20 protein-coding genes and 1 pseudogene are annotated in these 19,564 nt (G+C 69.3%); 6 read left to right on the top strand and 15 right to left on the bottom strand.

What is annotated here, in order from left to right; genetic code table 11:
- Window positions 1–2 precede the first annotated feature (2 nt).
- Complete coding sequence (locus tag G4Q83_RS18425) at window positions 3–1,337, top strand: XVIPCD domain-containing protein (protein WP_128420928.1); 1,335 nt, start codon at window positions 3–5, stop codon at window positions 1,335–1,337.
- A 234-nt stretch (window positions 1,338–1,571) separates the two neighbouring features.
- Here G4Q83_RS18425 and G4Q83_RS18430 read toward each other — a convergent pair whose 3' ends face one another.
- From G4Q83_RS18430 to G4Q83_RS18455, 6 genes are all read right to left on the bottom strand, one after another.
- The gene (locus G4Q83_RS18430) at window positions 1,572–2,597 is read right to left on the bottom strand and encodes a patatin-like phospholipase family protein (protein WP_128420927.1); all 1,026 of its coding nucleotides are present in this window, start codon (window positions 2,595–2,597) and stop codon (window positions 1,572–1,574) included.
- Between the two features lie 397 nt (window positions 2,598–2,994).
- Window positions 2,995–4,011: a TIGR00266 family protein gene (locus tag G4Q83_RS18435; RefSeq protein ID WP_128420926.1), complete on the bottom strand. Its 1,017-nt coding sequence runs from the start codon at window positions 4,009–4,011 to the stop codon at window positions 2,995–2,997.
- A gap of 157 nt (window positions 4,012–4,168) precedes the next feature.
- Window positions 4,169–5,005, bottom strand: coding sequence for an acid phosphatase (locus G4Q83_RS18440; protein ID WP_128420925.1), 837 nt, complete (start codon window positions 5,003–5,005; stop codon window positions 4,169–4,171).
- A 185-nt stretch (window positions 5,006–5,190) separates the two neighbouring features.
- Window positions 5,191–6,042 (bottom strand): acid phosphatase, encoded by an 852-nt coding sequence (locus tag G4Q83_RS18445; RefSeq protein ID WP_128420924.1) that lies wholly within the window; start codon window positions 6,040–6,042, stop codon window positions 5,191–5,193.
- A gap of 86 nt (window positions 6,043–6,128) precedes the next feature.
- Complete coding sequence (locus G4Q83_RS18450; RefSeq protein WP_128420923.1) at window positions 6,129–6,917, bottom strand: rhomboid family intramembrane serine protease; 789 nt, start codon at window positions 6,915–6,917, stop codon at window positions 6,129–6,131.
- A 94-nt stretch (window positions 6,918–7,011) separates the two neighbouring features.
- The gene (locus tag G4Q83_RS18455; protein WP_128420922.1) at window positions 7,012–7,965 is read right to left on the bottom strand and encodes a TerC family protein; all 954 of its coding nucleotides are present in this window, start codon (window positions 7,963–7,965) and stop codon (window positions 7,012–7,014) included.
- 256 nt (window positions 7,966–8,221) lie between these two features.
- Between G4Q83_RS18455 and G4Q83_RS18460 the strand changes: the two genes are divergently transcribed.
- Window positions 8,222–9,403, top strand: a complete 1,182-nt coding sequence (locus G4Q83_RS18460; protein WP_128420921.1) for a class I SAM-dependent rRNA methyltransferase — start codon at window positions 8,222–8,224, stop codon at window positions 9,401–9,403.
- On the opposite strand, the gene G4Q83_RS18465 is transcribed toward G4Q83_RS18460, so the two are convergent.
- On the bottom strand, window positions 9,342–9,587 hold the full coding sequence (locus tag G4Q83_RS18465; RefSeq protein ID WP_158255043.1) for a hypothetical protein: 246 nt from the start codon (window positions 9,585–9,587) through the stop codon (window positions 9,342–9,344). The genes G4Q83_RS18460 and G4Q83_RS18465 overlap by 62 nt on opposite strands.
- A gap of 548 nt (window positions 9,588–10,135) precedes the next feature.
- Here G4Q83_RS18465 and G4Q83_RS23715 point away from each other — a divergent pair.
- The 3 genes from G4Q83_RS23715 (at window position 10,136) to G4Q83_RS18485 (ending at window position 13,407) form a co-directional block, all read left to right on the top strand.
- On the top strand, window positions 10,136–10,435 hold the full coding sequence (locus tag G4Q83_RS23715; RefSeq protein WP_246432423.1) for a hypothetical protein: 300 nt from the start codon (window positions 10,136–10,138) through the stop codon (window positions 10,433–10,435).
- Between the two features lie 585 nt (window positions 10,436–11,020).
- A complete protein-coding gene (locus G4Q83_RS18480; protein ID WP_128420920.1) occupies window positions 11,021–11,326 on the top strand; it encodes a hypothetical protein in 306 nt (101 codons plus the stop codon).
- Between the two features lie 725 nt (window positions 11,327–12,051).
- A complete protein-coding gene (locus tag G4Q83_RS18485) occupies window positions 12,052–13,407 on the top strand; it encodes a DNA recombination protein RmuC (protein ID WP_128420919.1) in 1,356 nt (451 codons plus the stop codon).
- 68 nt (window positions 13,408–13,475) lie between these two features.
- Here the strand turns inward: G4Q83_RS18485 and G4Q83_RS18490 are convergent, their stop codons facing one another.
- The 6 genes from G4Q83_RS18490 to G4Q83_RS18515 all read right to left on the bottom strand — a co-directional run bounded on the left by G4Q83_RS18490 (window position 13,476) and on the right by G4Q83_RS18515 (window position 17,620).
- A complete protein-coding gene (locus tag G4Q83_RS18490; protein ID WP_128420918.1) occupies window positions 13,476–14,495 on the bottom strand; it encodes an MlaA family lipoprotein in 1,020 nt (339 codons plus the stop codon).
- A 3-nt stretch (window positions 14,496–14,498) separates the two neighbouring features.
- Window positions 14,499–14,807 (bottom strand): STAS domain-containing protein, encoded by a 309-nt coding sequence (locus G4Q83_RS18495; protein WP_128420917.1) that lies wholly within the window; start codon window positions 14,805–14,807, stop codon window positions 14,499–14,501.
- A complete protein-coding gene (locus G4Q83_RS18500) occupies window positions 14,797–15,459 on the bottom strand; it encodes an MlaC/ttg2D family ABC transporter substrate-binding protein (protein ID WP_128420932.1) in 663 nt (220 codons plus the stop codon). The genes G4Q83_RS18495 and G4Q83_RS18500 overlap by 11 nt, the downstream gene beginning before the upstream one ends.
- 2 nt (window positions 15,460–15,461) lie before the next feature.
- The gene (mlaD, locus tag G4Q83_RS18505) at window positions 15,462–16,001 is read right to left on the bottom strand and encodes an outer membrane lipid asymmetry maintenance protein MlaD (RefSeq protein WP_128420916.1); all 540 of its coding nucleotides are present in this window, start codon (window positions 15,999–16,001) and stop codon (window positions 15,462–15,464) included.
- 78 nt (window positions 16,002–16,079) lie between these two features.
- Window positions 16,080–16,829 carry an MlaE family lipid ABC transporter permease subunit gene (locus G4Q83_RS18510; RefSeq protein WP_128420915.1) on the bottom strand — a complete coding sequence of 250 codons (750 nt, stop codon included), beginning with the start codon at window positions 16,827–16,829 and terminating at the stop codon, window positions 16,080–16,082.
- A complete protein-coding gene (locus G4Q83_RS18515) occupies window positions 16,829–17,620 on the bottom strand; it encodes an ABC transporter ATP-binding protein (protein WP_128420914.1) in 792 nt (263 codons plus the stop codon). The genes G4Q83_RS18510 and G4Q83_RS18515 overlap by 1 nt, the downstream gene beginning before the upstream one ends.
- 101 nt (window positions 17,621–17,721) lie before the next feature.
- Between G4Q83_RS18515 and G4Q83_RS18520 the strand changes: the two genes are divergently transcribed.
- Complete coding sequence (locus G4Q83_RS18520; protein ID WP_158255042.1) at window positions 17,722–17,865, top strand: hypothetical protein; 144 nt, start codon at window positions 17,722–17,724, stop codon at window positions 17,863–17,865.
- Window positions 17,866–17,926: 61 nt separating this feature from the next.
- On the opposite strand, the gene G4Q83_RS18525 is transcribed toward G4Q83_RS18520, so the two are convergent.
- Window positions 17,927–18,943: an IS30 family transposase gene (locus G4Q83_RS18525; protein ID WP_185817247.1), complete on the bottom strand. Its 1,017-nt coding sequence runs from the start codon at window positions 18,941–18,943 to the stop codon at window positions 17,927–17,929.
- Window positions 18,919–19,543: pseudogene (locus G4Q83_RS18530) on the bottom strand (transposase). Before G4Q83_RS18530 ends, G4Q83_RS18525 begins: the two are co-directional and overlap by 25 nt.
- Window positions 19,544–19,564 lie beyond the last annotated feature (21 nt).

Below are 19,564 nucleotides of genomic sequence, written 5' to 3' on the forward strand. Positions count from 1 at the left end.
GAATGGCTGGCATCACCCAACAAGACATCGCGGTGCTGCGTCACTACGCAGGCAATGGCAACCGTGAACTCTACTGGAACTATCTGGCCCACAAGCAGGGCAACGACGGCTATGGCCTGCTGGCGCTCGGCGTGGTTCGCAACGACAATGCGCCAGGTGCGACCGCCAACGTGTTTGCCGACAATCAGGCGCGGCGCGATGGCGTAAGAATGAGCGAGCGCGAGTGGAACGGTTTCGGTGTTGATTTGATGCAATATGATCTCGAACGGCGACAGCACTATCGAAGAAGCGGCCGCCCCGACCTCGCCCTCAATCTGCCGGTAAGAGACGTCGAAGACGTCCACGACGCCACCTTCCAGAAACGGCACATCAACCCCGACGCCTGGACCCCGCGCCAACTGCTGGAGGCCGCGCGCCGCCATGGCGGCGAGGCCGAGGCGGAGAAGGTCTGGTCGATGATGCTCGACAACTCCGCACTCGGACTGAACCGGGCCGGAAAGACCATGGACGACGTCCGCAAGTACGACGACGCACAGCTGGATGCGATCTCGTATGTGGCGCGGATGACGGGCGCGCGTCTCCAAGCCAGCCATACCCTGCCCAGCACCGATCCGGACCGGATCGGCGCGCCGAACTTTTCCTACGTGTACGACCGGCAGAGCGGCAGCTGGAACAGTTGGGCCGGCAACGGCAAGCCAATGGTGATACAGCCGGTGCGCGATCCGCAGCAGATCCGCGAACTCGACGACACCCGCGCGCTGCGGCTGGAGCGCCAGCAGTTGCGGCAGCAGTTCCATCCGGACGATCCGTACCGGCAGCAGCCGGTCATGCGCAGCCCACAGACCCTGGCCGAGGCCGATCCGACGCCGCCTGCGCTTGGCGGCGGGTCGCTGGCGGCGCGCGCGGCCGATCCCGCGCAGCCAGGCCACCCGCGCCATGCGCTTTATCGGCAATGCGTGGCCGCAACGCATGCGCTGGATCGGCAACTCGGGCGCAGTCCCGATGCCGACAGCGCCTGCATGGCCGCCAGCTTGACCGATCTGGCCGCGCGCCACGGTCTACATCGGGTGGATCGTGTGCTGTTGAGCGAGCCTGGGCGCCAAGTGCAGGCGGGACAGCTGGTGTTGGTGGTGCAGGGCGACCCCAATGACCCGGCGCACCTGCGCGCGCAGATGCCCACCGACCAGGCGGTGCGCACGCCGGTGGCGCAGTCTTTCGAACGCTTGGACGCGTTCGATCGGCAACAGACGGTCGAGCAGGCGCGGCAGGCCAGCGTGCAGCAGGACGTGCAGCAGCAAGACGCGCAGCGCCAGCACGCCACAGCGCAGCGGATCTGATCCCCGCGCCGGCAAGGCGCTGGGGCGAATCGATCGCGCCAACACGCCAGGCGCGCCGCCCTGTCCAAATCGCGATGGGAATGCGCGGACGCCGCCACGGCCGGTTCGCAGGACGATGGCCGGCGCTGGTATCGACCCGCCCCTCGCCTTGCCGAGGCGACCGGGCCGTGGCGACGCCGATGCCGTGACCGGCCGCCGGCTCCGCCGCGGCCGCGCCGGTTTGCCTATGCCGGTTCAGTCCTGCTTCTGGCACGGATCGGCGCGGCCGAGCATGCGCCGCAGCCGCGAGCGCGGCGCGCACGGCGGCGGCGCCGGTTGCGCGGCCTTTGCCGCGGCCGCCGCGGCCGCGCGCTGCTGCTGCAGTTGCGCCAGCTTGGCCTTGATCTGCGGCATCGCCGCCAGTGCGGCCTTCTCGCCCTCCAGGATGGCGGCGTTGCGCTGAGCGAAATCGGCGGCGCCGATGTCGTTGACCTTGGGCCGGATCACGATGTCCGCGCGCGCCAGTTCCTGCTGGCCCAGGCGCTGGCCCATGATCGCGATCGACTGGTTGACGATGCCGAGCATGCCGCCCGGGTTCTTGCCGCTGGCCTGGCTGGAGATGTCCACCGCGACCACGAAGTCGGCGCCGAGCTGGCGCGCGGCGTCCACCGGCACCGGGCTGACCACGCCGCCGTCGACGTAGTGGAACCTGCCGATGGCGACCGGTTCGAACACACCGGGGATGCTGCTGGACGCGCGCACCGCCTGGCCGGCGTTGCCGCGCACGAACACGGTGCGCTCGCCGTCCTCCAGGCGCGTGGACACCGCGGCGAAGGGCTTGCCCAGCTTCTCGATCGGGCGGTTCTTGAGCTGGCCGTTGACGTAGTCCTGCAGTGCCTGGCCCTGCACCAGGCCGCCGGAGAACAGGCGCATGTCGCGGATGCTGCTCTCGTCCAGCGCCACCGCGGCCTGCTGCATCTGGAATGCGTCCATGCCGCTGGCGTACAGCGCGCCGACCACGCTGCCGGCGCTGGTCCCGGCCACCACCGCCGGCTCCAGCCCGTTGGCCTGCAGCATCTTGATCACGCCGATATGGGCGAAGCCCTTGGCCGCGCCGCCGCCCAGGGCGATGCCGATGCGCGGCGGCCTGGCCGCGGCAGTCGGTGCCGGCGCCACCACCACCGGTGCCGGCGGCGCCGGCTTGGGCTCGCCGCCGCACGCCGCGAGCAGGCCGAACAGGGACAGGGACAGAAGCAGGCGCGGGGAACGGGAGGCGGTCATGGATGCGGCGTCGTGGAAGGAGAGGGCGGAGCCGGCGCGAGCATACTGGGATCGGCCTGCACCGCCCACGACCGAAGGTCATGCCGTGGCCTGCCCCGGCACAGCGCACCGCGGCTGGCGAACGCCACGCGGCTGGCGCAACGTGGTCATGGTGCGGCGGGCGGCGCGGCACCTTGCGCTCCCCGTTCTGCGAGACGCTTCGCGCCGGATCTCACCCCTCTCCCGAGGGGCGAGGGGCCAAGGCGCGTTGCGGCTGTTGCCTTCCCCCATCCGGTCCATGGTCCACTTTTCGGGAGGACGTGGTACCCAGGGCTCGGCGAGGGGACGGACGCACGACGCATCGCGCGTCCCGCCAGCCGCCGTCGTGACGACGGCGGCAACGGCAACCGCAACCGCCTCAGACGTTGTTGTCGCCGTCCAGCACACGGCCCAGGCCGCCGAGCACCGAGCCTTCGCCGCGGTTCTGCCCGCCGCCCTGCGGCGCCGCGGCGAACATGCGCCCGGCCAGGCGCGAAAACGGCAGCGACTGCAGCCAGACCTTGCCCGGGCCGGTCAGCGTGGCCAGGAACATGCCTTCGCCGCCGAAAAACATGCTCTTGATGCCGCTGACCGGACGCACGTCCATGTCCACCGTGGAATGGAACGCGACCACGCAGCCGGTATCCACGTCCAGGCGCTCGCCGGCGGCCAGTTCGCGCTCGACCACGCAGCCGCCGGCATGCACGAACACCCAGCCGTCGCCTTCCAGCTTCTGCAGGATGAAGCCTTCGCCGCCGAACAGGCCGGTCATGATCTTGCGCTGGAAGTGGATGCCCAGCGACACCCCGCGTGCGCCGGCCAGGAAGCTGTCCTTCTGGCAGATCAGGCGGCCGCCGTGCTGGTCCAGCTTCATCGCCAGCACCGTGCCCGGGTAGGGCGCGGCGAAGGCGACCTTGGCCTTGCCCTGGCCGCGCTGGGTGAACACGGTGGTGAACAGGCTCTCACCAGTGACCAGGCGCTTGCCGGCCGAGAACAGCTTGCCCATCAGGCCGCTGCCCTGCGCGCCGCTGGAGCCGTCGCCGAACACGGTGTCCATCTGCACAGTCGCGTCCTTGAACATCAGCGCGCCGGCCTCGGCCACCGCGCTCTCGCCCGGGTCCAGTTCGATCTCCACGAACTGCATCTCGTGGCCGACGATGCGGTAGTCGATGTCGTCGGCGCGGCTGCTGCCGGGCGGGGGCGGCAGGCCCGGCGCCAGGCCGGCCGCGCTCGCGCCGCGCAGCTCGTCGATCTGGTTGGCCGGTTTCCAGCCGCTCTGGCCCTGGCGCCAGGCCAATGCGCCGGGATGGTCTCGGGCGAACGCGGCGGCGGCGGCGGCGTCGAACGGGCCGGAACGGGTCTGCTCGCTGCCGGTCAGGAAATACCACTGGGTCATGTCTGCAGGTCCTTGCGGGAATCGCTGGCGAGTCTAGCCTGCCACCCGGGCCGTTCCGTCTCTGTCCAAAGGCATGGGCATGAACGCTCCAGCATGCCCGGCCGCCGCGACTTGCCGCTGCCGTCGCCGACGGGCATGCCGGCGACGGCGCGTCGTCCTACAGCGCGCTCGCCGGCCGCACCTGCAGCGTCTCGGCTTCCGCAGCGCAGTCCTTGGCCGGTTTCAGGCCCTGCGTGCGCGCGGCGGCGATCTCCTTGCGCGCGGCCTGCAGGTCGGCGCGGAACTGCGGGTTGTCCTGCAACCTGGCGACCGTGGCGGCGCCGACGATGCGGCTGGCCAGCACGTCGCTCTGCCAGTGCACGTTGCAGACGATACGGCTCTCGCCGTAGCTGCGGCCGCGCACCATCAGCGCGTCGGTGCGCGCCGGATCGGCTTGGCTGAGTACCTGCGCCCAGGCCCAGCCGATCGAGGTGTGGCCCGATGGGTAGGAGCCGTTCGGCCGCAGTTCGGGCTCGGCGGCGGGAGTGCAGCTGGGCTCGCCGTTGTCGATGAACGGGCGCGGCACATGGTAGTAGGCCTTGGCCTTCTCGGCGGCGTCGCCGGCGTCCATGGCCACGCGCTGCAGCAGCCGGTACAGGTGCGGGGTGTGCTGGGCGCTGACCTCGATGCCGAGCGGACAACTGAAGTGGTTGGCAGCGCCGGGGAAGTGCAGTTCAGCATCCTGCGCCGCCAGCGCGAAGCGCGGCGAGCCGCGCAGCGCGAGCGCTTGCTGGTTCATCGCCTCGTCCAGGGCGCGGCCGGGCGAGCCCTTGGCCGGGGGCGGCGGCACCAGCAGCAGGCTGTCGGGCAACTGCGATGGGGACAAATAGCCGGCGATCTTGGCGGCGGCCATCGGTTTGGCCGCCGCAGCCAGCAGGGACGGCGCGGCGAGCGCGGCGGCCAGGGCCAGACCGAGCCCGGCGTGCAGGGGGAAACGGGAGGAACGACGAACCATGGCGGGATCCACTGGGAGGAGACCGGCCATCTGAAGGCACAGACATGACAGTGGGTGGCGCCTTTGCGATCGCCGTACAGCTGGCGTCAGGCAATGCCGGCGCGGTCTTCGCCCCGGCGCCGCAGACGTGGCGGCCGCCGCACGTCGCTGCCCAGGGCGGGGCCGCACGCGCGGGCCGGCCTGCCCTACAGCGCGTTGGGCGGCCGCGCCTGCAGCGCCTGCGCCTGCGCCGCGCAGTCCTGCTCCGGCGTGGCGCGCTGTGCCCGGGCGCGTGCGATCTCGCCGCGCGCGGCCTCCAGGTCGGCGCGGAACGTCGGCGCGGCATGCAGCCGCGCCACCGTGGCCGCACCCATGAAGCGCCCGGCCAGCACGTCGCTCTGCCAGTGCACGTTGCACACCAGCCGGCTCTCGCCGTAGCTGCGGCCGCGCGCGACCAAGGCGGTCGCGCGGTCGGGGGCGATCTCGCTGAGGATCAGCGCCCAGGCCCAGCCGATCGCGCTGTGCCCGGAGGGGTAGGAGCCGTTGCGGCGCAGCCCGTCTTCTTCCTCCGGGGTGCAGGTCGGCTGCCGGTTGAGCATGAAGGGGCGCGGCCGCAGGTAGTGGTTCTTGGCCGCCTTGGTCGCGGCGCTGACATCGAGGCGGCTGCGCTCCAGCAGCGTGTACAGACGCGGGGTGCGTTGCGCCTCGATGGCGACGCCCAACGCACAGGCGAACTGGCTGGCGCCGGCCGGGAAGTGCAGGTCGGCATCGCGTGCGGCCTGCTGCCAGCGCGCGCTGCCGCGCAGCGCCAGCGCCGCGCGGTTGACCGCCTGATCCAGCGCCTGGCCGGGCGTGCCCTCGGCCGGCGGTGGCGGTACCAATTGCAGGCTGGCCGGGACCGCGTTGGCGGCGAGGTAGCCGACCGCCTTGCCGGGCTTGGCGGCGGCCATTGCCGGTGCCGTCGGAGCGCGTGCGGCCGGCGTGCCGCACGCGGCGAGTACGAGCACCAGCAGGGCAAGGGCGGCAGGACGGAGACGGAGGGCGTGGGACGCAGGCATGCGATCTCGGGCGGGCGACGGCGGCCCTGCCAGGGTACGGCGTGCGCCGCCCGGGGCGGGATCGGCGCGGGGGCGAACGCGGCGTGTCAGCCGTCGTCGCGTTGCGGCCGCGGCGGAAAGCGCAGCACCCCGCCGTGCGGCGGGGCCGGCGGCGGATGCCATAACACCGGCACCTGCGCCGGTGGCGGGGGTTCCAGCGTTTCGTCCAGGGCCACCGGCGTCTCCTCGCCCTCATCCTCCCAGCTGTAGCGCTTGCGCGGCGGCAGCGGGTCGCGGTGGCGCAGCAGTAGCGCCGCGACGATGCCGCCCAGCGCGCCGCCCAGGTGCGACTGCCAGGACACGCCGGCTTCGTGCGGCAGCACCGTCACCAGCATGCCGCCGTAGAACAGGAACGCGATCATGCTGGCGGCGAGCGCGGCGCGGTCGCGGCGCAGCAGCCCGAGCGCGAACACCAGGAACAGCAGGCCGTGGCTGATGCCGCTGGCGCCCAGATGATGGCTGCCGGGCTCGCCGAGCAGCCACGCGCCCAGGCCCGAGCCCAGCCACAGCAACGGCAACGCCGCCAAGCTGGCGCGGGGATATACGCTGCCGGCCAGCGTGCCCAGGATCAGCAGCGCGCCGGCATTGGCCGCCAGGTGTTGCAGCGAGCCGTGCAGCAGCGGCGCGGTCAGCAACCCGCGCAGGCCGCTGGCCTGTAGCGGCCCCACCGACCAGGGCCGCCAGTCGAACAGGCCCTGGCTGGCGAACACCGCCACCAGCACCGCGACCAGCGCCAGGCTGGCGTTGAAGGCGCGCAGGATCCGCGCCCGGTCGAAACGGCCCTGCGCCTGCGCATCGTCGTCGGCCGGGGGCGAAGCAAGCGCAAAGGTGTCCATTTTCCCTGGATGGCGACGCCGGGCGCCCGGGGCAAGGCGGCGGCGCCGGGAGAGACTGGCCGCGGGCGCGGGACAATCCCGCGGCCACGCCGCCCTAGTGCGCCGGCTTGGCCGGACGTAGCAGGCTCAGCGCCACCGTCGCACCGATCACCAGCGCCACCGCCAGCAGCGACACCAGCACCGGGATCTTGTACAGGTCGATGATCAGCATCTTGGTGCCGATGAACACCAGCACGATCGCCAGCCCGTACGGCAGCAGGTGGAAGCGGTCGGCCATGCCCGCCAGCAGGAAGAACATCGCGCGCAGGCCCAGCACCGCGAACACGTTGGAGGTCAGCACCAGGAACGGGTCGGTGGTGATCGCGAAGATCGCCGGGATGCTGTCCACCGCGAAGATCACGTCGGTGATGGCGATCAGGATCAGCACCGCGAACAGCGGGGTGAACCAGCGCTTGCCTTCCTGGGTCACGCTCAGCACGTTGCCGTGGTACTGCGGGGTCAGGCGCAGGTGCTTGCGCATGAAGCGCAGTACCGGGTTGGCTTCCAAGTCCGGCTCCTTGCCGGCGGAGAACCACATCTTGATGCCGGTCAGCAGCAGGAACGCGCCGAACACGTACAGCAGCCAGTGGAACTTGGTCAGCAGCACCGAGCCGGCGAAGATCATGATCGCGCGCAGCACGATCGCGCCGAGCACGCCGATCACCAGCACGCGCTGGCGCTGCTCCTCCGGCACCGCGAAGTAGCTCATGATCATCAGGAACACGAAGATGTTGTCGACCGCCAGCGACTTCTCCACCAGGTAGCCGGTCAGGAACTCCAGCCCGTACTGGTTGCCGGTGGCCACGTCGATGGTCTCACGCAGGTACCACCACAGCCCGGCGTTGAACGCCAGCGCCAGCCCGATCCAGCCCAGGCTCCACCACAGCGCTTCCTTGAAGGTGACCTTGTGCGGACCGCCGTGGCGCATCAGCACCAGGTCCGCCAGCAGCGCCGCGATCACCACGACCGCGAAACCGCTCCACAACCACACGTTGCCTATCGTTTGCATGGGGAACTCCCGTCAGTGGACATTGAACCTCGGGCCGTTGCGGCGAGGTGTCCCGGACGGAGACGATGGGATCGTTCCAAGGGGGTGCCCTTCGCCACTGCGGCGAAGGTCTCGCTCGCAGCCGATGACCGGCTGCCGTTGCACCGGAGCCTGCGGGCTCGAATTGACGGCGACAACATTGGGAGCTACTCCCCTTCTGCGCGCATTCTTGCGGCTGCCGGCGGTGGCGTCAATCGGGGCGGATACAATGGCGTTCATGCACACCCCCTTGCCCATAGTCCGCCTCAAGAACGCCTGGCGCTCCAGCCATCCGTGGATCTTCCAGAAACTGGTCGAAAAGCCCGCCGCCAAGCCCAAGCCGGGCGCGCTCGTCGATGTGGTCGGCGTGGACGGCGAGTGGATCGGCCGCGGTTTCTACAACGGCCATTCGCGCATCGCCGTGCGCATCCTCGAGGCCGATCCCGCGGCCGCGGTCGATGCAGTCTGGTTCGCGCGCAAGGTCGCCGAGGCGGTGTCGCTGCGCCGCGACGTGCTGCAGCTGGACGCGGTGTCCGACGCTTGGCGCGTGGTCCACGCCGAGGGCGACGGCCTATCCGGGCTGGTGGTGGACCGTTACGGCGACCTGCTGGTAGTGGAATTCTTCAGCGCCGGCATGTTCCGCCACCGCGAGTGGATCTACGCCGCGCTGCGCGCGCAGTTCCCCGGCGCGCGCTTCTACAGCTTCGCCGAGGAGCACGTGCAGAAGCAGGAAAGCTTCGACTACCGCCCGGTGTCCAGCAGCGGCGAGCGCCCGGAGCCGGCGATCATCAGCGAATACGGCGTGCGCTTCCGCGCCGACCCGGCCGGCGCGCACAAGACCGGCTTCTTCGCCGACCAGCGCGAGAACCGCCAGTGGCTGAGCCAGCAGGTGGGCGGCAAGCGCGTGCTCGACCTGTGCTGCAACACCGGCGGTTTCGCCGTCTACGCCAAGGTGCGCGGCGCCGGGGAGGTGGTCGGAGTGGACATCGACGAGGACGTGATCGAGATCGCCAAGGGCAACGCCAGGCTCAACGATGTGCGGCTGAAGTTCGTGCAGGCCGACATCTTCCCCTACCTGCGCGACGCCGCCGCGCGCGGCGACCGCTACGACGTGGTGATCCTGGACCCGGCGAAGATGACCCGCGACCGCGACCAGGTGATCCCGGCGCTGAAGAAATACCTGGACATGAACAAGCTGGCGCTGGGCGTGGTCGCCCCCGGCGGCCTGTTCGCCACGTTCTCCTGCACCGGCCTGGTCGCCGAGCACGAGTTCCTGGACATGCTGCGCCGCGCCGCGTACTTCTCCGGCCGCACCCTCCAGATCCTGAAGGTGGCCGGCGCCGGCGCCGACCACCCGTTCATGGCCCACGTGCAGGAATCGCGCTATCTGAAAGCGGTGTTCTGCCGCGTGCTGGACTGAGCCGCGGCGCGGCGCGGCGGCGTTTGCGGCCGCGCGCGATGCGCACCGGCGTGTCGGCCCGATCAAGAGCGGCCAGCGCCGCCTGGCGGACGAAGGCGCTCCAGATCAGCGTGAGCAGCAACCGGCGCCCGGCCTCGTGGACGGTGACCAGATCGAGCGACTTGCGCCGGAACAGGAACGACATGCGGGCCTCTCCAGGGGGGGGAGGGCGGAACAGGGGGCCGCCTGCGAGTGTCGCCGAACGCGGGGCAGCAACGCCAGGCGCGCGACGGCGCCGGTCATGCAAGCCCGTGCGCCCGTGGGCCAGGAAGTGGGCCAGGAAGCCCGGCCGCGCCGACAGCCGCGCGTAGCAAGCCTCCACCGCCGGCAGCGCGGGCGTTGCATCGGCGTGGCCATCCAGCGCCGGGTGGACAGGCCGAGCACGAAGTCGCCGTCGCGCAGCACCGGCACCAGGGCGTTGGGATTGAGCGCGCGGAACGGCGGCGTGTCCACGGCGGCGAAGCCGGCGCCCGAGACGGCCGCTGGTCGATCGCCAGGTCCAGTTCCGCGCACAGCCACAGCACCTTGCGCACGTTGATCGAGGACGACTTGCCGTAGAGGGTAAGCATGGCATCCGGATCGGCCGCGCGCGATGCAGCGTGCACTGGCGTGCCGCCCGGCGCAACCTCGCGTCCAGGCGGATGCCGGCTCGCGTGGCGCAGCGGCTGCGACGCGGCCAGCTATACGGGCGGTATGCAAAACGATCCCCATTTCCTGCTCCTGGCCGGCCTGCTGGGCGCGGTCATCGCGCTGCTGCTGCGCCGGAACGACCCGGCGGCGCTGGAACACGCGCGGCGCGAGGAACAGCGCGGCGGCCGCGGCGAACTGCGCGAGCAGCGCGACCGCCTGGCAGGCACCCTGCGGGACGTGGGCGGGATCGCCGCGCAAACCACCTACGCCTGCGACGCACTGGATCGCCTGACCCAGGTCGCCGATCCCAAGGTCCTGACACGACCTGCGCCGACGATGGCCTGGGAAACCCGACCAAGCTGACCAGCGCGGATACCGGCGTCACCAGCGACACCCACGACAGCGCCGGCAACAGCGCCGCGCAAGTCGATGCGCGCAACATCAAGATCGCCTATATCGCTACGACGCGCCGAACCGGCTGACCCAGGTCGCGTATCCGACCACTGGAGCGTGTTGTGAACTTCGAAGGATCGTTGCGGCATTGCCGAGCATGAGGGTGGCGAATACGACGACGAAGCATCTGGCCTGCAACCAGCGCTGGGTGTGTGGATGGACCGCTTCTCAGGGCGGGAAGTCATTGCGCAGCAGGCGCCAGGGCGCCCCGGCGCGGGCCACCCCAGCGCTGCGCATCGAACATCGCGCGCAACGCCTATCTGCGCTATGGCGCCTACTCATCCATCAACGTCAGGCAGGGCGCGGCGAAAGCCCATTCTTCATCGGAAATGTCGATCGCGTACGGGCGGCGAGATCTCATCGCATATACCAGCCGGACCGAGGTGAAGTTCATAACACGCTCCAATCAGATCAACGAATGTGCGTTTTTTGATCGCCTTGCCGCCGACTCAGTATTATCGGAGAATGTCCGACACGCTGTAACAGGCTTTAGCCATGAATCAAATCGGCTTTTTTTCATCCGCGGCCATGTCGTCCTCCGATGCCGGTGTTGCTCATACCGACCTCAGCCAGTCGGGCTTTGCGCGGTCGGCGAGACTTGCATGGGCGTCGATTCATTCCACCACGCCGGCGCACAGGGATTTGGTCAACATGAGTCCCGCCGGTTCGATTTTCAGGGGGGAGTTGACGCCTGGCGGGAAGAGTTTCGGGGGTCAAGGTGCGGAGTGTAAAAGGGCGCGCCAACGAAATAATCAATCGCATCATTTTGAAGCCTGGGGTCGATTTGACTGGCGGCAGTGATCTTGCTTTCCATGGATATATCGCTGAACGCGGGAATTCGCCGGCCAAAAGCCCTGGGGAAGATTCAGCCCGGGCATGGAAGCGAGTCGAGCGGAGTGTGGGCGGCGCCTCGGCCAACGCATTGCACACTGAGGCGGCAGAGGATTCGAGCGGCGAGGTAGCGACTTGGCAAGGCCCGGACTCCAGGGAAAACCCGTTCGTACAAAAGCGCGTATTCCAGGCAAATCTTTTCAACTACCCGAGCAGAAAGGACGAAGCCACTGCCTCGGCCCCATTTCCACCTTATGGCACTTTCAACCATCATACCTGTCTCAGAGCCAGGGGCTTGCTCGTCAATGGGACGGAAAATGCCAAAGAAGAAAGAGAATTCAGGGAAATCGTGAACAGCCCTGACTGCAAGTCGTTTCTGCCGCCATATGGATATCCGCCGCGCGTTGGCTGACGTGGCAGTGATTCGCTGCTAGAAGCGTGGGCGTTAGAGCATGTTGTGCGCTTTACGATGAGATGCGTCGGCCGTCAGCGGCACGGCGCCGGCGTTGTGCCGCTGGCCCATGCCGCCGCGTGGGCGGGCGGCACGCGCCTTGTCTCAACGCGCTCCAGGCGGCTTCGCACTCGCCTCAAGCTACATAGTCGCCCCTGAACAATGCTCCCAGCAACGCCCCGCAACGCCAAGCGCTGCTCCGCTGCGGCGCAGCGCCTGCGACGCAGCCGGCTACACTGGCGACATGCAAAGCGATCTCCATTTCCTGATCTTGGCCGGCCTTCTGTGCGCGGTCGTCATCCTGTTGCTGGCGCTGCTGCTGCGTCGCAACGATCCGGCGGCGCTGGAACAGGCCGTGCGCGAGGAGCAGCGCAACGGCCGCGGCGAACTGCGCGAGCAACTGGACAGTCTGGCGCGGCAGCAGGATGCGCGCAGCGAAGGCTTCGCCCGCCATCTTGCCGACCTGTCCACCCGCACCGACCAGCGCCTGGACCTGCTGCGCGAAGCGCTGAGCGAGGACGCGCGCCGTGGCCGGCTGGAGGGCGCCGAGTCGCAGCAGCGCCTGGCCGATGTGCTCGGCCAGCGGCTCAACGAACTGACCCAGCGCAACGAGCAGCGCATCGGCGAGATGCGTGGCACGCTGGAACAGCGGCTGAAGGAACTGCAGGCCGACAACGCGGCCAGGCTCGAGCAGATGCGCCGCACCGTGGACGAAAAGCTGCACGACACCCTCAACACGCGCCTGGCCGAGAGCTTCGGCAACGTGACCACGATGCTCGCGCAGGTGCACCAGGGCCTGGGCGACATGACCAAGCTGGCCGCCGATGTCGGCGGCCTGCAGCGGGTGCTGACCAACGTCAAGTCGCGCGGTGTGTTCGGCGAAGTGCAGTTGGCAGGGCTGCTGGAGCAGGTGTTCGCGCCAGACCAGTACGCGGCCAACGTCGCCACTGTGCCGGGCAGCGCCGAGCGGGTCGAATTCGCGGTGCGCTTCCCCGGGTCCAGCGCCGACGGCGCGGTGTGGCTGCCGATCGACGCCAAGTTTCCGCGCGAGGACTACGAGCGCCTGCTCGATGCGCAGGAGCGCGCCGACCTGGACGCGGCGCGCGCCGCCGGCGAGGCGCTGGAGCGGCGCGTGCGGGAGGAGGCGCGGCGGATCCGAGGCAAGTACATCTCCGCCCCGCACACCACCGAGTTCGGGGTGCTGTTCCTGCCCACCGAGGGCCTGTACGCGGAAGTGTTGCGCCGTCCCGGCCTTTTCGAGGCCACGCAGCGCGACCACCGCATCACCCTGGCCGGGCCGACCACGCTGCTGGCGCTGCTGACCAGCCTGCAGGTGGGGTTCCGCACCGTGGCGATCGAGCGGCGCTCGGCCGAGGTCTGGCAAATCCTGGGCGCGGCCAAGACCGAGTTCGGCAAGTTCGGCGACGTGCTGGATTCGGTGAAGCAGAAGCTGGACCAGGCGGCCAAGCAGATCGACAACACCGGCGTGCGCACCCGCGCGATCGAGCGCCGTCTGCGCGGCGTCGAATCGCTGCCCGGCGGCGACGCGCGGCGCCTGCTGGGCGAGATCGCCGGCGACGAAACCGATCCTGCGCCGTGAGCGCCGCCGCGCGCCCGCGCTCCATCCGCCGCCGCGGGTTCTTGCTGCGTCTCGGAACCCGCGCCCGGCTAGCGGCCGCCGCGCCATTCCGGCATTGGCATCGCGTCCACCGGCACGGTCGGATTGGTCTCCTCCTCGCGCAGGTAGTCGGGCAGGTCGTTGTCCTGGCGCTTGTGGCCGCGCAGGTCGCCTTCGATCTGGTAGTTGCGACGCTGCATCCACGCATCGCGGGTCAGCTGGTACTCGTCCGGCGCGTCGTCGCGCAGGCTGTCCAGCGACAGCAGTTGCGCGCGCGTATCGACCAGCTGCAGACCCTGCAGGCCCACGCGCACGGTGTCTTCCTCGACCTGCCGCAATGGCGACAACGGCGCGTCGCCGACCAGGCCGAACACGTCGCGCACCGTGCGCGGCCCGAACAGCGGCAGTTCCAGGTAGCGCGAACGGCGCCAGCCCCAGGCGCCCAGGGTCTGGCCGAAGTCCTCGCTGCGTCGCGGCAGCTTGGCGTCGCTGGCCGGGTCGAAGATGCCGACGATGCCCAGCGTGCTGTTCATCAGGAACCGGCCCAGGGTCTGCCCGGCCTGCAATGGGCGGCCCTGCAGCAACTGGTTGACCATGGTCAGCGGCGAGCTGAGGTTGTCGAAGAAGTTGGTCACGCCCAGGCGCGCTGGCCGCGGCACCACCTTGACGTAGGTGCGAGCCAGTGGCCGCGCCACGGTGCGGTCGACGGCGTTGTTGAACGTGTGCACCTTGCGGTTGAACTTCTCCCACGGGTCGTAGCTCTGCGGCACCGCGATAGCGGCCGGCAGGGCCGGATCGGCGACCGGGTTGTACGGGTCGCCGCCGTACAGCGCGGCGTAGTCGTCCTCGGCCGCAGTGACCGCGCCGCCGGTCGGCGGCGTACTCGCCGGCACGGCCATCGCGCCGCCGGCGAGCGGCACCTGGGCAGGCACCGCCTGGGCATCGGCGGCCTGTGCCGTCGCCTCGTTTGTGGCGGCGACCGCTGGCGGCGGCGGGCGCTTGGGGGCGCCGGCACAGGCGCCAAGGGTGCCGGCCAGGGCAAGGGAAGTGAGAATACGCAGCACGTTCATGGGTCAACTCGCCGCCGGGGGAGATTGGAAATCCAGGGTCGAGGCCAGCCGGTAGGCGGCGCTCAATTCGGTCAGGCCGGCCGGGGCGCCGTGGATGGCGAGCCCGGCTGGTCCGCGCGCGCGCGCGGCCAGTTCCGCGAGCAGCGCCAGACCGGCGCTGTCCACCCGCCGCACCTCGCGCAGGTCCAGCGCGCGCGCGCCGGCCAGCAGCGGCAGCGCCGCCGGCCACAGCGCGGTGGCCGCGGCGCGGTCGAGCACGCCGCTCAGCGCGAGCGTATCGCCGTCGCGACGCAGGCGCGGCTCACTTGCCACTGCCGCTCGCCGGTGCGGCCTGCAGCGAACCGTTGCGCAGCTCGGCCGCCACTTCGGGAATCGACCTGGTGCGCAGCGGGGTGTCGAACTGGTTGCGGAACGTCTGCACGTAGGACACGCCTTCGACCATCACGTCGAAGATCTTCCAGCTGCCGCCGGCATTGCGCACCAGGTAGTCGACCGGGACCGGGTCGCCGCCGCTGCGCAGCAGTTCGGTGGAGACCTTGGCGCCGCGGCCGCCGGGCAGCGGGGTTTCCGACTTCACCCGTACCTGCGGCTTGCCTTCGAAGGTCAACAGCGCGGTGCCGTAGCGCTGCATCAGGTTGTCGGCCATCGCGTCGGCGAACAGCTTGACGTCGGCCTCGGAGGCGCCGCGGCCGTGCACCCCGAGCACCAGGCGCGCCGCGTAGTCGCGGTCGAAGGACTTGTTCATCTCGCTGTCGATGAACTGCCTGAGCGCGGTGTTGTCGGCCTTGAACTCGGCGCGGCGCTGTTCCAGCGTGGCCAGGATGCGGGTGCTGTTGTCGAGCACGACCTTGCTGGCCGAGCCCTGCTGGGCGGCGGCGGCAGGCGCAGCCTGGGCCAGCGCGGTGGCGGGCGCGGCCACGGCCAGCACGGTGGCGAGGGCGGCGGAGAGCAGTGTGTTGGTCATGGTCATGGCTTGGGTTCCGTTTCCGTAGAGGGTGTGGCGGTGTTCGGGGAGGATGCGGCATGGGATGTGGTGCCGGCGGTGCCGCCGCCGCCGCCGAACATGTACTTTCCAACCAGCTGGATCAGGTCCACCGCCGGCTGGGTGAAGGCGATCTCCCCGCCGGGCTTGAGCGTCTCCGGGTCGCCGCCGGGCTGCAGGCCGACGTAGCTCTCGCCGAGCAGGCCGCTGGTCAGGATACCGGCCGAGGTGTCCGCCGGCAGGTCCTTGTAGCGGTCGTCGATGGCCAGGGTCACGACCGAATCGAACTTGGCCGGGTCCAGCTCGATGCTGGCGACCTGGCCGATGATCACCCCGCCGATCTTCACCGGCGCCTGCTGGCGCAACTGGCCGATCTGCGAGAAGCGGGCAGTCAGCGCATAGCGCCCGCCGTCGAAACCCCACTGGCGGTTGGTCGAGGCGAGCGCCAGCACCAACAGCGATGCCAGCCCCAGCAGCAGGAAAGCGCCGACGGCGAACTCGAGACGGGGACCACGGATAGCCATGACGTGCCTACCTTGTTGATTCATCGGGGCCGCGGCGACAGTGTCGCGGCCGTTAAAGCGGTGGCGCGGCGCGTTCCCTTACTGGAACAGCAGCGCCGACAACACGAAATTGAACATCAGCACCAGCAGCGAGGCGTTCACCACCGCGCGGGTGGTGGCCACCGAGGTGCCCTCGATGGTCGGCTCGGCATGGAAGCCGACATACGAGGCGACCAGCGCCGCGGTGCCGCCGAACACCGCCGACTTCAGCATCGCCACGCCGAAGTCGTCCCAGAAATCCACGCTGCTCGACAGCGCCGACCAGAACGTGCCGCGATCCAGGCCGAGTACGTGCACCGCCTCGAAGTAGCTGGCGCTGATCGCCAGCGAGCAGAAGATGCCGGTCAGCAGCGGCACCGTCAGCACCGCCGCCCAGAAGCGCGGCGCCACCGCCTTGGCCACCGGGTCGATCGCCATCAGCTCCAGCGCCTTGATCTGGTCGGTGGCGCGCATCAGCCCCAGTTCGGCGGCGATCGAACTGCCGGCGCGGCCGATGAACAGCAGCGCGGTCAGCACCGGCGCCAGCTCGCGGTACAGCGACAGCCCCAGCAGCGTGGACAGCGCATCGGAGGCACCGTAGGTCTGCAGCGTGCGGTAGCCCTGCAGGGTCAGCACCAGGCCGACGAAGGCGCCGCCGACGGCGATGATCGGCAGCGAGCGAGCGCCGACCTTGTAGATCTCGCGGACCAGCTCGGCCAGGAAATCGTGGGTCGGCAGCGAGCCGCGCAGTACCGTGACCGAGAACAGCCCGGCGCGGCCCAGCGCGCGGATCGATTCGACGGCGGCCATCAGGCGGCGCTCCGCGCGCGCGGCGGCGCATCGAACGGAATCGGGCCGTCTGGGCGGCCGTGCAGGAACTGCTGCAGCAGCGGATCGGCGCTGGCCTGCAGCGCGTCCGGGGCGCCGGCGAAGACCACCCCGCCATTGGCGATGGCCACCGCCTGGTCGCAGATCGGCAGGGTCTCGTGGACGTGGTGGCTGACGATGATGCTGGTCAGGCCGAGAGTGTCGTTGAGGCGATGGATCAGGCTCATGATCACCCCGGAGGCGATCGGGTCCAGCCCGGTCAGCGGTTCGTCGTAGATCATCAACGGCGGGTCCAGGGCCAGCGCGCGGGCCAGCGCCACGCGCCGCGCCATGCCGCCGGACAGCTCGCGCGGCCAGGCCTCGGCGACGGCGCGCAGGCCGACCGCGTGCAGCTTCAGCGCCACCAGCCGCTGCAGCACCGGCTCGGGCAGGCGGGTATGCGCGCGCAGCGGCAGCGCCACGTTCTCGGCCACGCTCAGGTCGGTGAGCAGGCCGTTGCCCTGCAGCAGCACGCCGATGCTCTTGCGCGTCTCGCGCAGCGCGCGGCTGCCGCGCGGCAGCGACTGACCGAACACCTCGACGGTGCCCGCGACCGGCACCAGTTCGCCGGTCAGCGCCGCCAGCAGGGTCGACTTGCCGCTACCCGAAGGGCCGAGCACGGCGGTGATGCTGCCACGCGGCACCGCCAGCGAAACGTCGCGCAGGATCGCGCGTCCGCCACGGTCGATGCGGACGCCCGCCAACTGCACCAGATTGGGTTCGGAAGACGCCATGGCCGCCTTTAACGGAAAATCAACACAGCATTGAGCCAGACGGCTGAACTTAACCGAACTGCGCCGTGCAGTATTATCGCATTCGTGGCGCCAGTGTGCGCATGGCCGCCTTCGCCCCGCTGGCCGAGGCCGGATCGACCGGCGAGCGCGACGGCGGGCGGATCTCCGGTCGAGTGGCGTCGAAGATGCTCGCCGCCGCGGCGCCGGTGCCTGCCGGGCGCCGCAGGGCGGGCCGACCGCTCTAGGAACCCGTTCACGATCTTCTGAGCAGCAGCGCCAGGAATGTCGGATGGATGAACGGCGGTCTCAAGATTCAAGTGCAACACGTGATTTGAACGCTGCGATGTCCGCTTCCATTGCCTCGCTAGGCGTCTTCCAGCCAAGTGTCTGGCGAGGGCGAGTGTTCATCAGCAACGCGATGTGATTGAGGTATTCCTGGCTGACGGCGGATAGGTCCGCCCCCTTGGGCAGGAACTGGCGAAGTAGACCGTTGGTGTTCTCATTGCTTCCGCGCTGCCACGGTGCGTGCGGATCGGCAAACCACAGGTCGATGTTCAACCGTTCCATCAGCTCGGCATAGCGCGTCATTTCGGTGCCACGGTCATAGGTCAAGCTGGTTCGCATGGATGCGGGGAGCTTCTTCATCTGACGGGTGAAACCTTCCAGTGCGTCTGTGGCGGTGCAGCCGTCCATCCGGCACAGCACCACAAAACGCGTCTTGCGCTCCACCAGGGTGCCAACACAGGAACGATTGAACGCTCCCTTGATCAAGTCACCTTCCCAATGTCCTGGGACCAACCGCTGTTGCACCTCTTCGGGTCGGTGCACGATCCGCGGTTCCTCAGGCACCCAGCTGCGTTTGGCGGCGGTCGTGCGCCGTGATCCCCGGGACGGCCTGCGCTGGCGCAACGCCTCCACAAGCTCCTTTTTCAGGCCGCCGCGCGGGTGCGCGTAGATCGTGGCGTAGATGGTTTCGTGACTGACGCGCTGGGCAGGATCATCCGGGGACATGAGGAGCAGCTTGGCAGCAATCTGCTGGGGCGACCAGCGCCACAGCACCAGATGATCGCGCACCATCTGGAATAAATCCGTTCCCGGTGTCAGCCGTCGCCGCCGAACGCTGTGCTGACGTCGTGTCCGGTAACGCATGGCCGCCTCTCGAGCACGGTAGACCGTGGCTTGCTGCCTGGCCAGCTCCCTGCTCGATGTCGACGGGCTTCTATCCAGCAGCCTGGATATCGAGCGTAAGCTCTGACCACGTCGCGTTTCGATTTGGAGTACCGCGCGCTCTTCTGCGCTCAGGTGGAGATAGCTTCTTGACATGCATACACCCTACTGGCTGAGAGGGTGTCGCGCTTGGAAGTTGAGTCTAAGGACTGCAAGCTGGTGTTGAGCTTGCGTTCGCAGTGCTTCCACAGCCGCCTGTTCTTCTCCAGCCAGGCGAAGCTGCGCTCGACGCTCCAGCGCTTGGGCATGACCTTGAAGGTGTGCAGCTCGCTGCGCTTGGCGATCCGCACCGCAACCTCTCGCCCAGGAGCTCTCGCACGCCTTCGGCGAACGGTTCTGCGGTGTAGCCGCTATCGCACAACCGGCTTTTGTACTTGCCCCAGGCTCGGCTTGCCGCGATCCAGACGTTGCAATGCTTCTTTGCGGTCAGTCGCTTCCGCCGTCGTCACCGCGACCGCCTGAGCAGGCCTTGGGTATCGACCGCACTATGACGCTTGATGCCCGATCCCTTCTTTCGGAAAGTCGCTGGGCAAGGCGCGCCATGGGCATCCGGTGCGTAACCGGTACAGCACCGCACACCACACCTCATACAGGTCTACGCGACGGGGCTTGGTGCGCTTGCGCGCCTGTTGCAGGCTCGGGAGGATCTGCTCGAACCGGTCGGCTCATGTCGCTTGGATACGTTTTCCTACGCATCCGCCGAGTCTGCACTGATTG

The organism is Xanthomonas theicola, assembly GCF_014236795.1.
Classification (GTDB): Bacteria; Pseudomonadota; Gammaproteobacteria; order Xanthomonadales; family Xanthomonadaceae; genus Xanthomonas_A; species Xanthomonas_A theicola.

What these genes read in the sequence shown, in the direction of transcription:
- G4Q83_RS18425 (WP_128420928.1), top strand. Translation starts at nt 3, where the DNA reads ATGGCTGGCATCACCCAACAAGACATCGCGGTGCTGCGTCACTACGCA.
- G4Q83_RS18430 (WP_128420927.1), bottom strand. Translation starts at nt 2,597, where the DNA reads ATGACCGCCTCCCGTTCCCCGCGCCTGCTTCTGTCCCTGTCCCTGTTC.
- G4Q83_RS18435 (WP_128420926.1), bottom strand. Translation starts at nt 4,011, where the DNA reads ATGACCCAGTGGTATTTCCTGACCGGCAGCGAGCAGACCCGTTCCGGC.
- G4Q83_RS18440 (WP_128420925.1), bottom strand. Translation starts at nt 5,005, where the DNA reads ATGGTTCGTCGTTCCTCCCGTTTCCCCCTGCACGCCGGGCTCGGTCTG.
- G4Q83_RS18445 (WP_128420924.1), bottom strand. Translation starts at nt 6,042, where the DNA reads ATGCCTGCGTCCCACGCCCTCCGTCTCCGTCCTGCCGCCCTTGCCCTG.
- G4Q83_RS18450 (WP_128420923.1), bottom strand. Translation starts at nt 6,917, where the DNA reads ATGGACACCTTTGCGCTTGCTTCGCCCCCGGCCGACGACGATGCGCAG.
- G4Q83_RS18455 (WP_128420922.1), bottom strand. Translation starts at nt 7,965, where the DNA reads ATGCAAACGATAGGCAACGTGTGGTTGTGGAGCGGTTTCGCGGTCGTG.
- G4Q83_RS18460 (WP_128420921.1), top strand. Translation starts at nt 8,222, where the DNA reads ATGCACACCCCCTTGCCCATAGTCCGCCTCAAGAACGCCTGGCGCTCC.
- G4Q83_RS18465 (WP_158255043.1), bottom strand. Translation starts at nt 9,587, where the DNA reads ATGTCGTTCCTGTTCCGGCGCAAGTCGCTCGATCTGGTCACCGTCCAC.
- G4Q83_RS23715 (WP_246432423.1), top strand. Translation starts at nt 10,136, where the DNA reads ATGCAAAACGATCCCCATTTCCTGCTCCTGGCCGGCCTGCTGGGCGCG.
- G4Q83_RS18480 (WP_128420920.1), top strand. Translation starts at nt 11,021, where the DNA reads ATGAATCAAATCGGCTTTTTTTCATCCGCGGCCATGTCGTCCTCCGAT.
- G4Q83_RS18485 (WP_128420919.1), top strand. Translation starts at nt 12,052, where the DNA reads ATGCAAAGCGATCTCCATTTCCTGATCTTGGCCGGCCTTCTGTGCGCG.
- G4Q83_RS18490 (WP_128420918.1), bottom strand. Translation starts at nt 14,495, where the DNA reads ATGAACGTGCTGCGTATTCTCACTTCCCTTGCCCTGGCCGGCACCCTT.
- G4Q83_RS18500 (WP_128420932.1), bottom strand. Translation starts at nt 15,459, where the DNA reads ATGACCAACACACTGCTCTCCGCCGCCCTCGCCACCGTGCTGGCCGTG.
- mlaD (WP_128420916.1), bottom strand. Translation starts at nt 16,001, where the DNA reads ATGGCTATCCGTGGTCCCCGTCTCGAGTTCGCCGTCGGCGCTTTCCTG.
- G4Q83_RS18510 (WP_128420915.1), bottom strand. Translation starts at nt 16,829, where the DNA reads ATGGCCGCCGTCGAATCGATCCGCGCGCTGGGCCGCGCCGGGCTGTTC.
- G4Q83_RS18515 (WP_128420914.1), bottom strand. Translation starts at nt 17,620, where the DNA reads ATGGCGTCTTCCGAACCCAATCTGGTGCAGTTGGCGGGCGTCCGCATC.
- G4Q83_RS18520 (WP_158255042.1), top strand. Translation starts at nt 17,722, where the DNA reads ATGGCCGCCTTCGCCCCGCTGGCCGAGGCCGGATCGACCGGCGAGCGC.
- G4Q83_RS18525 (WP_185817247.1), bottom strand. Translation starts at nt 18,943, where the DNA reads ATGTCAAGAAGCTATCTCCACCTGAGCGCAGAAGAGCGCGCGGTACTC.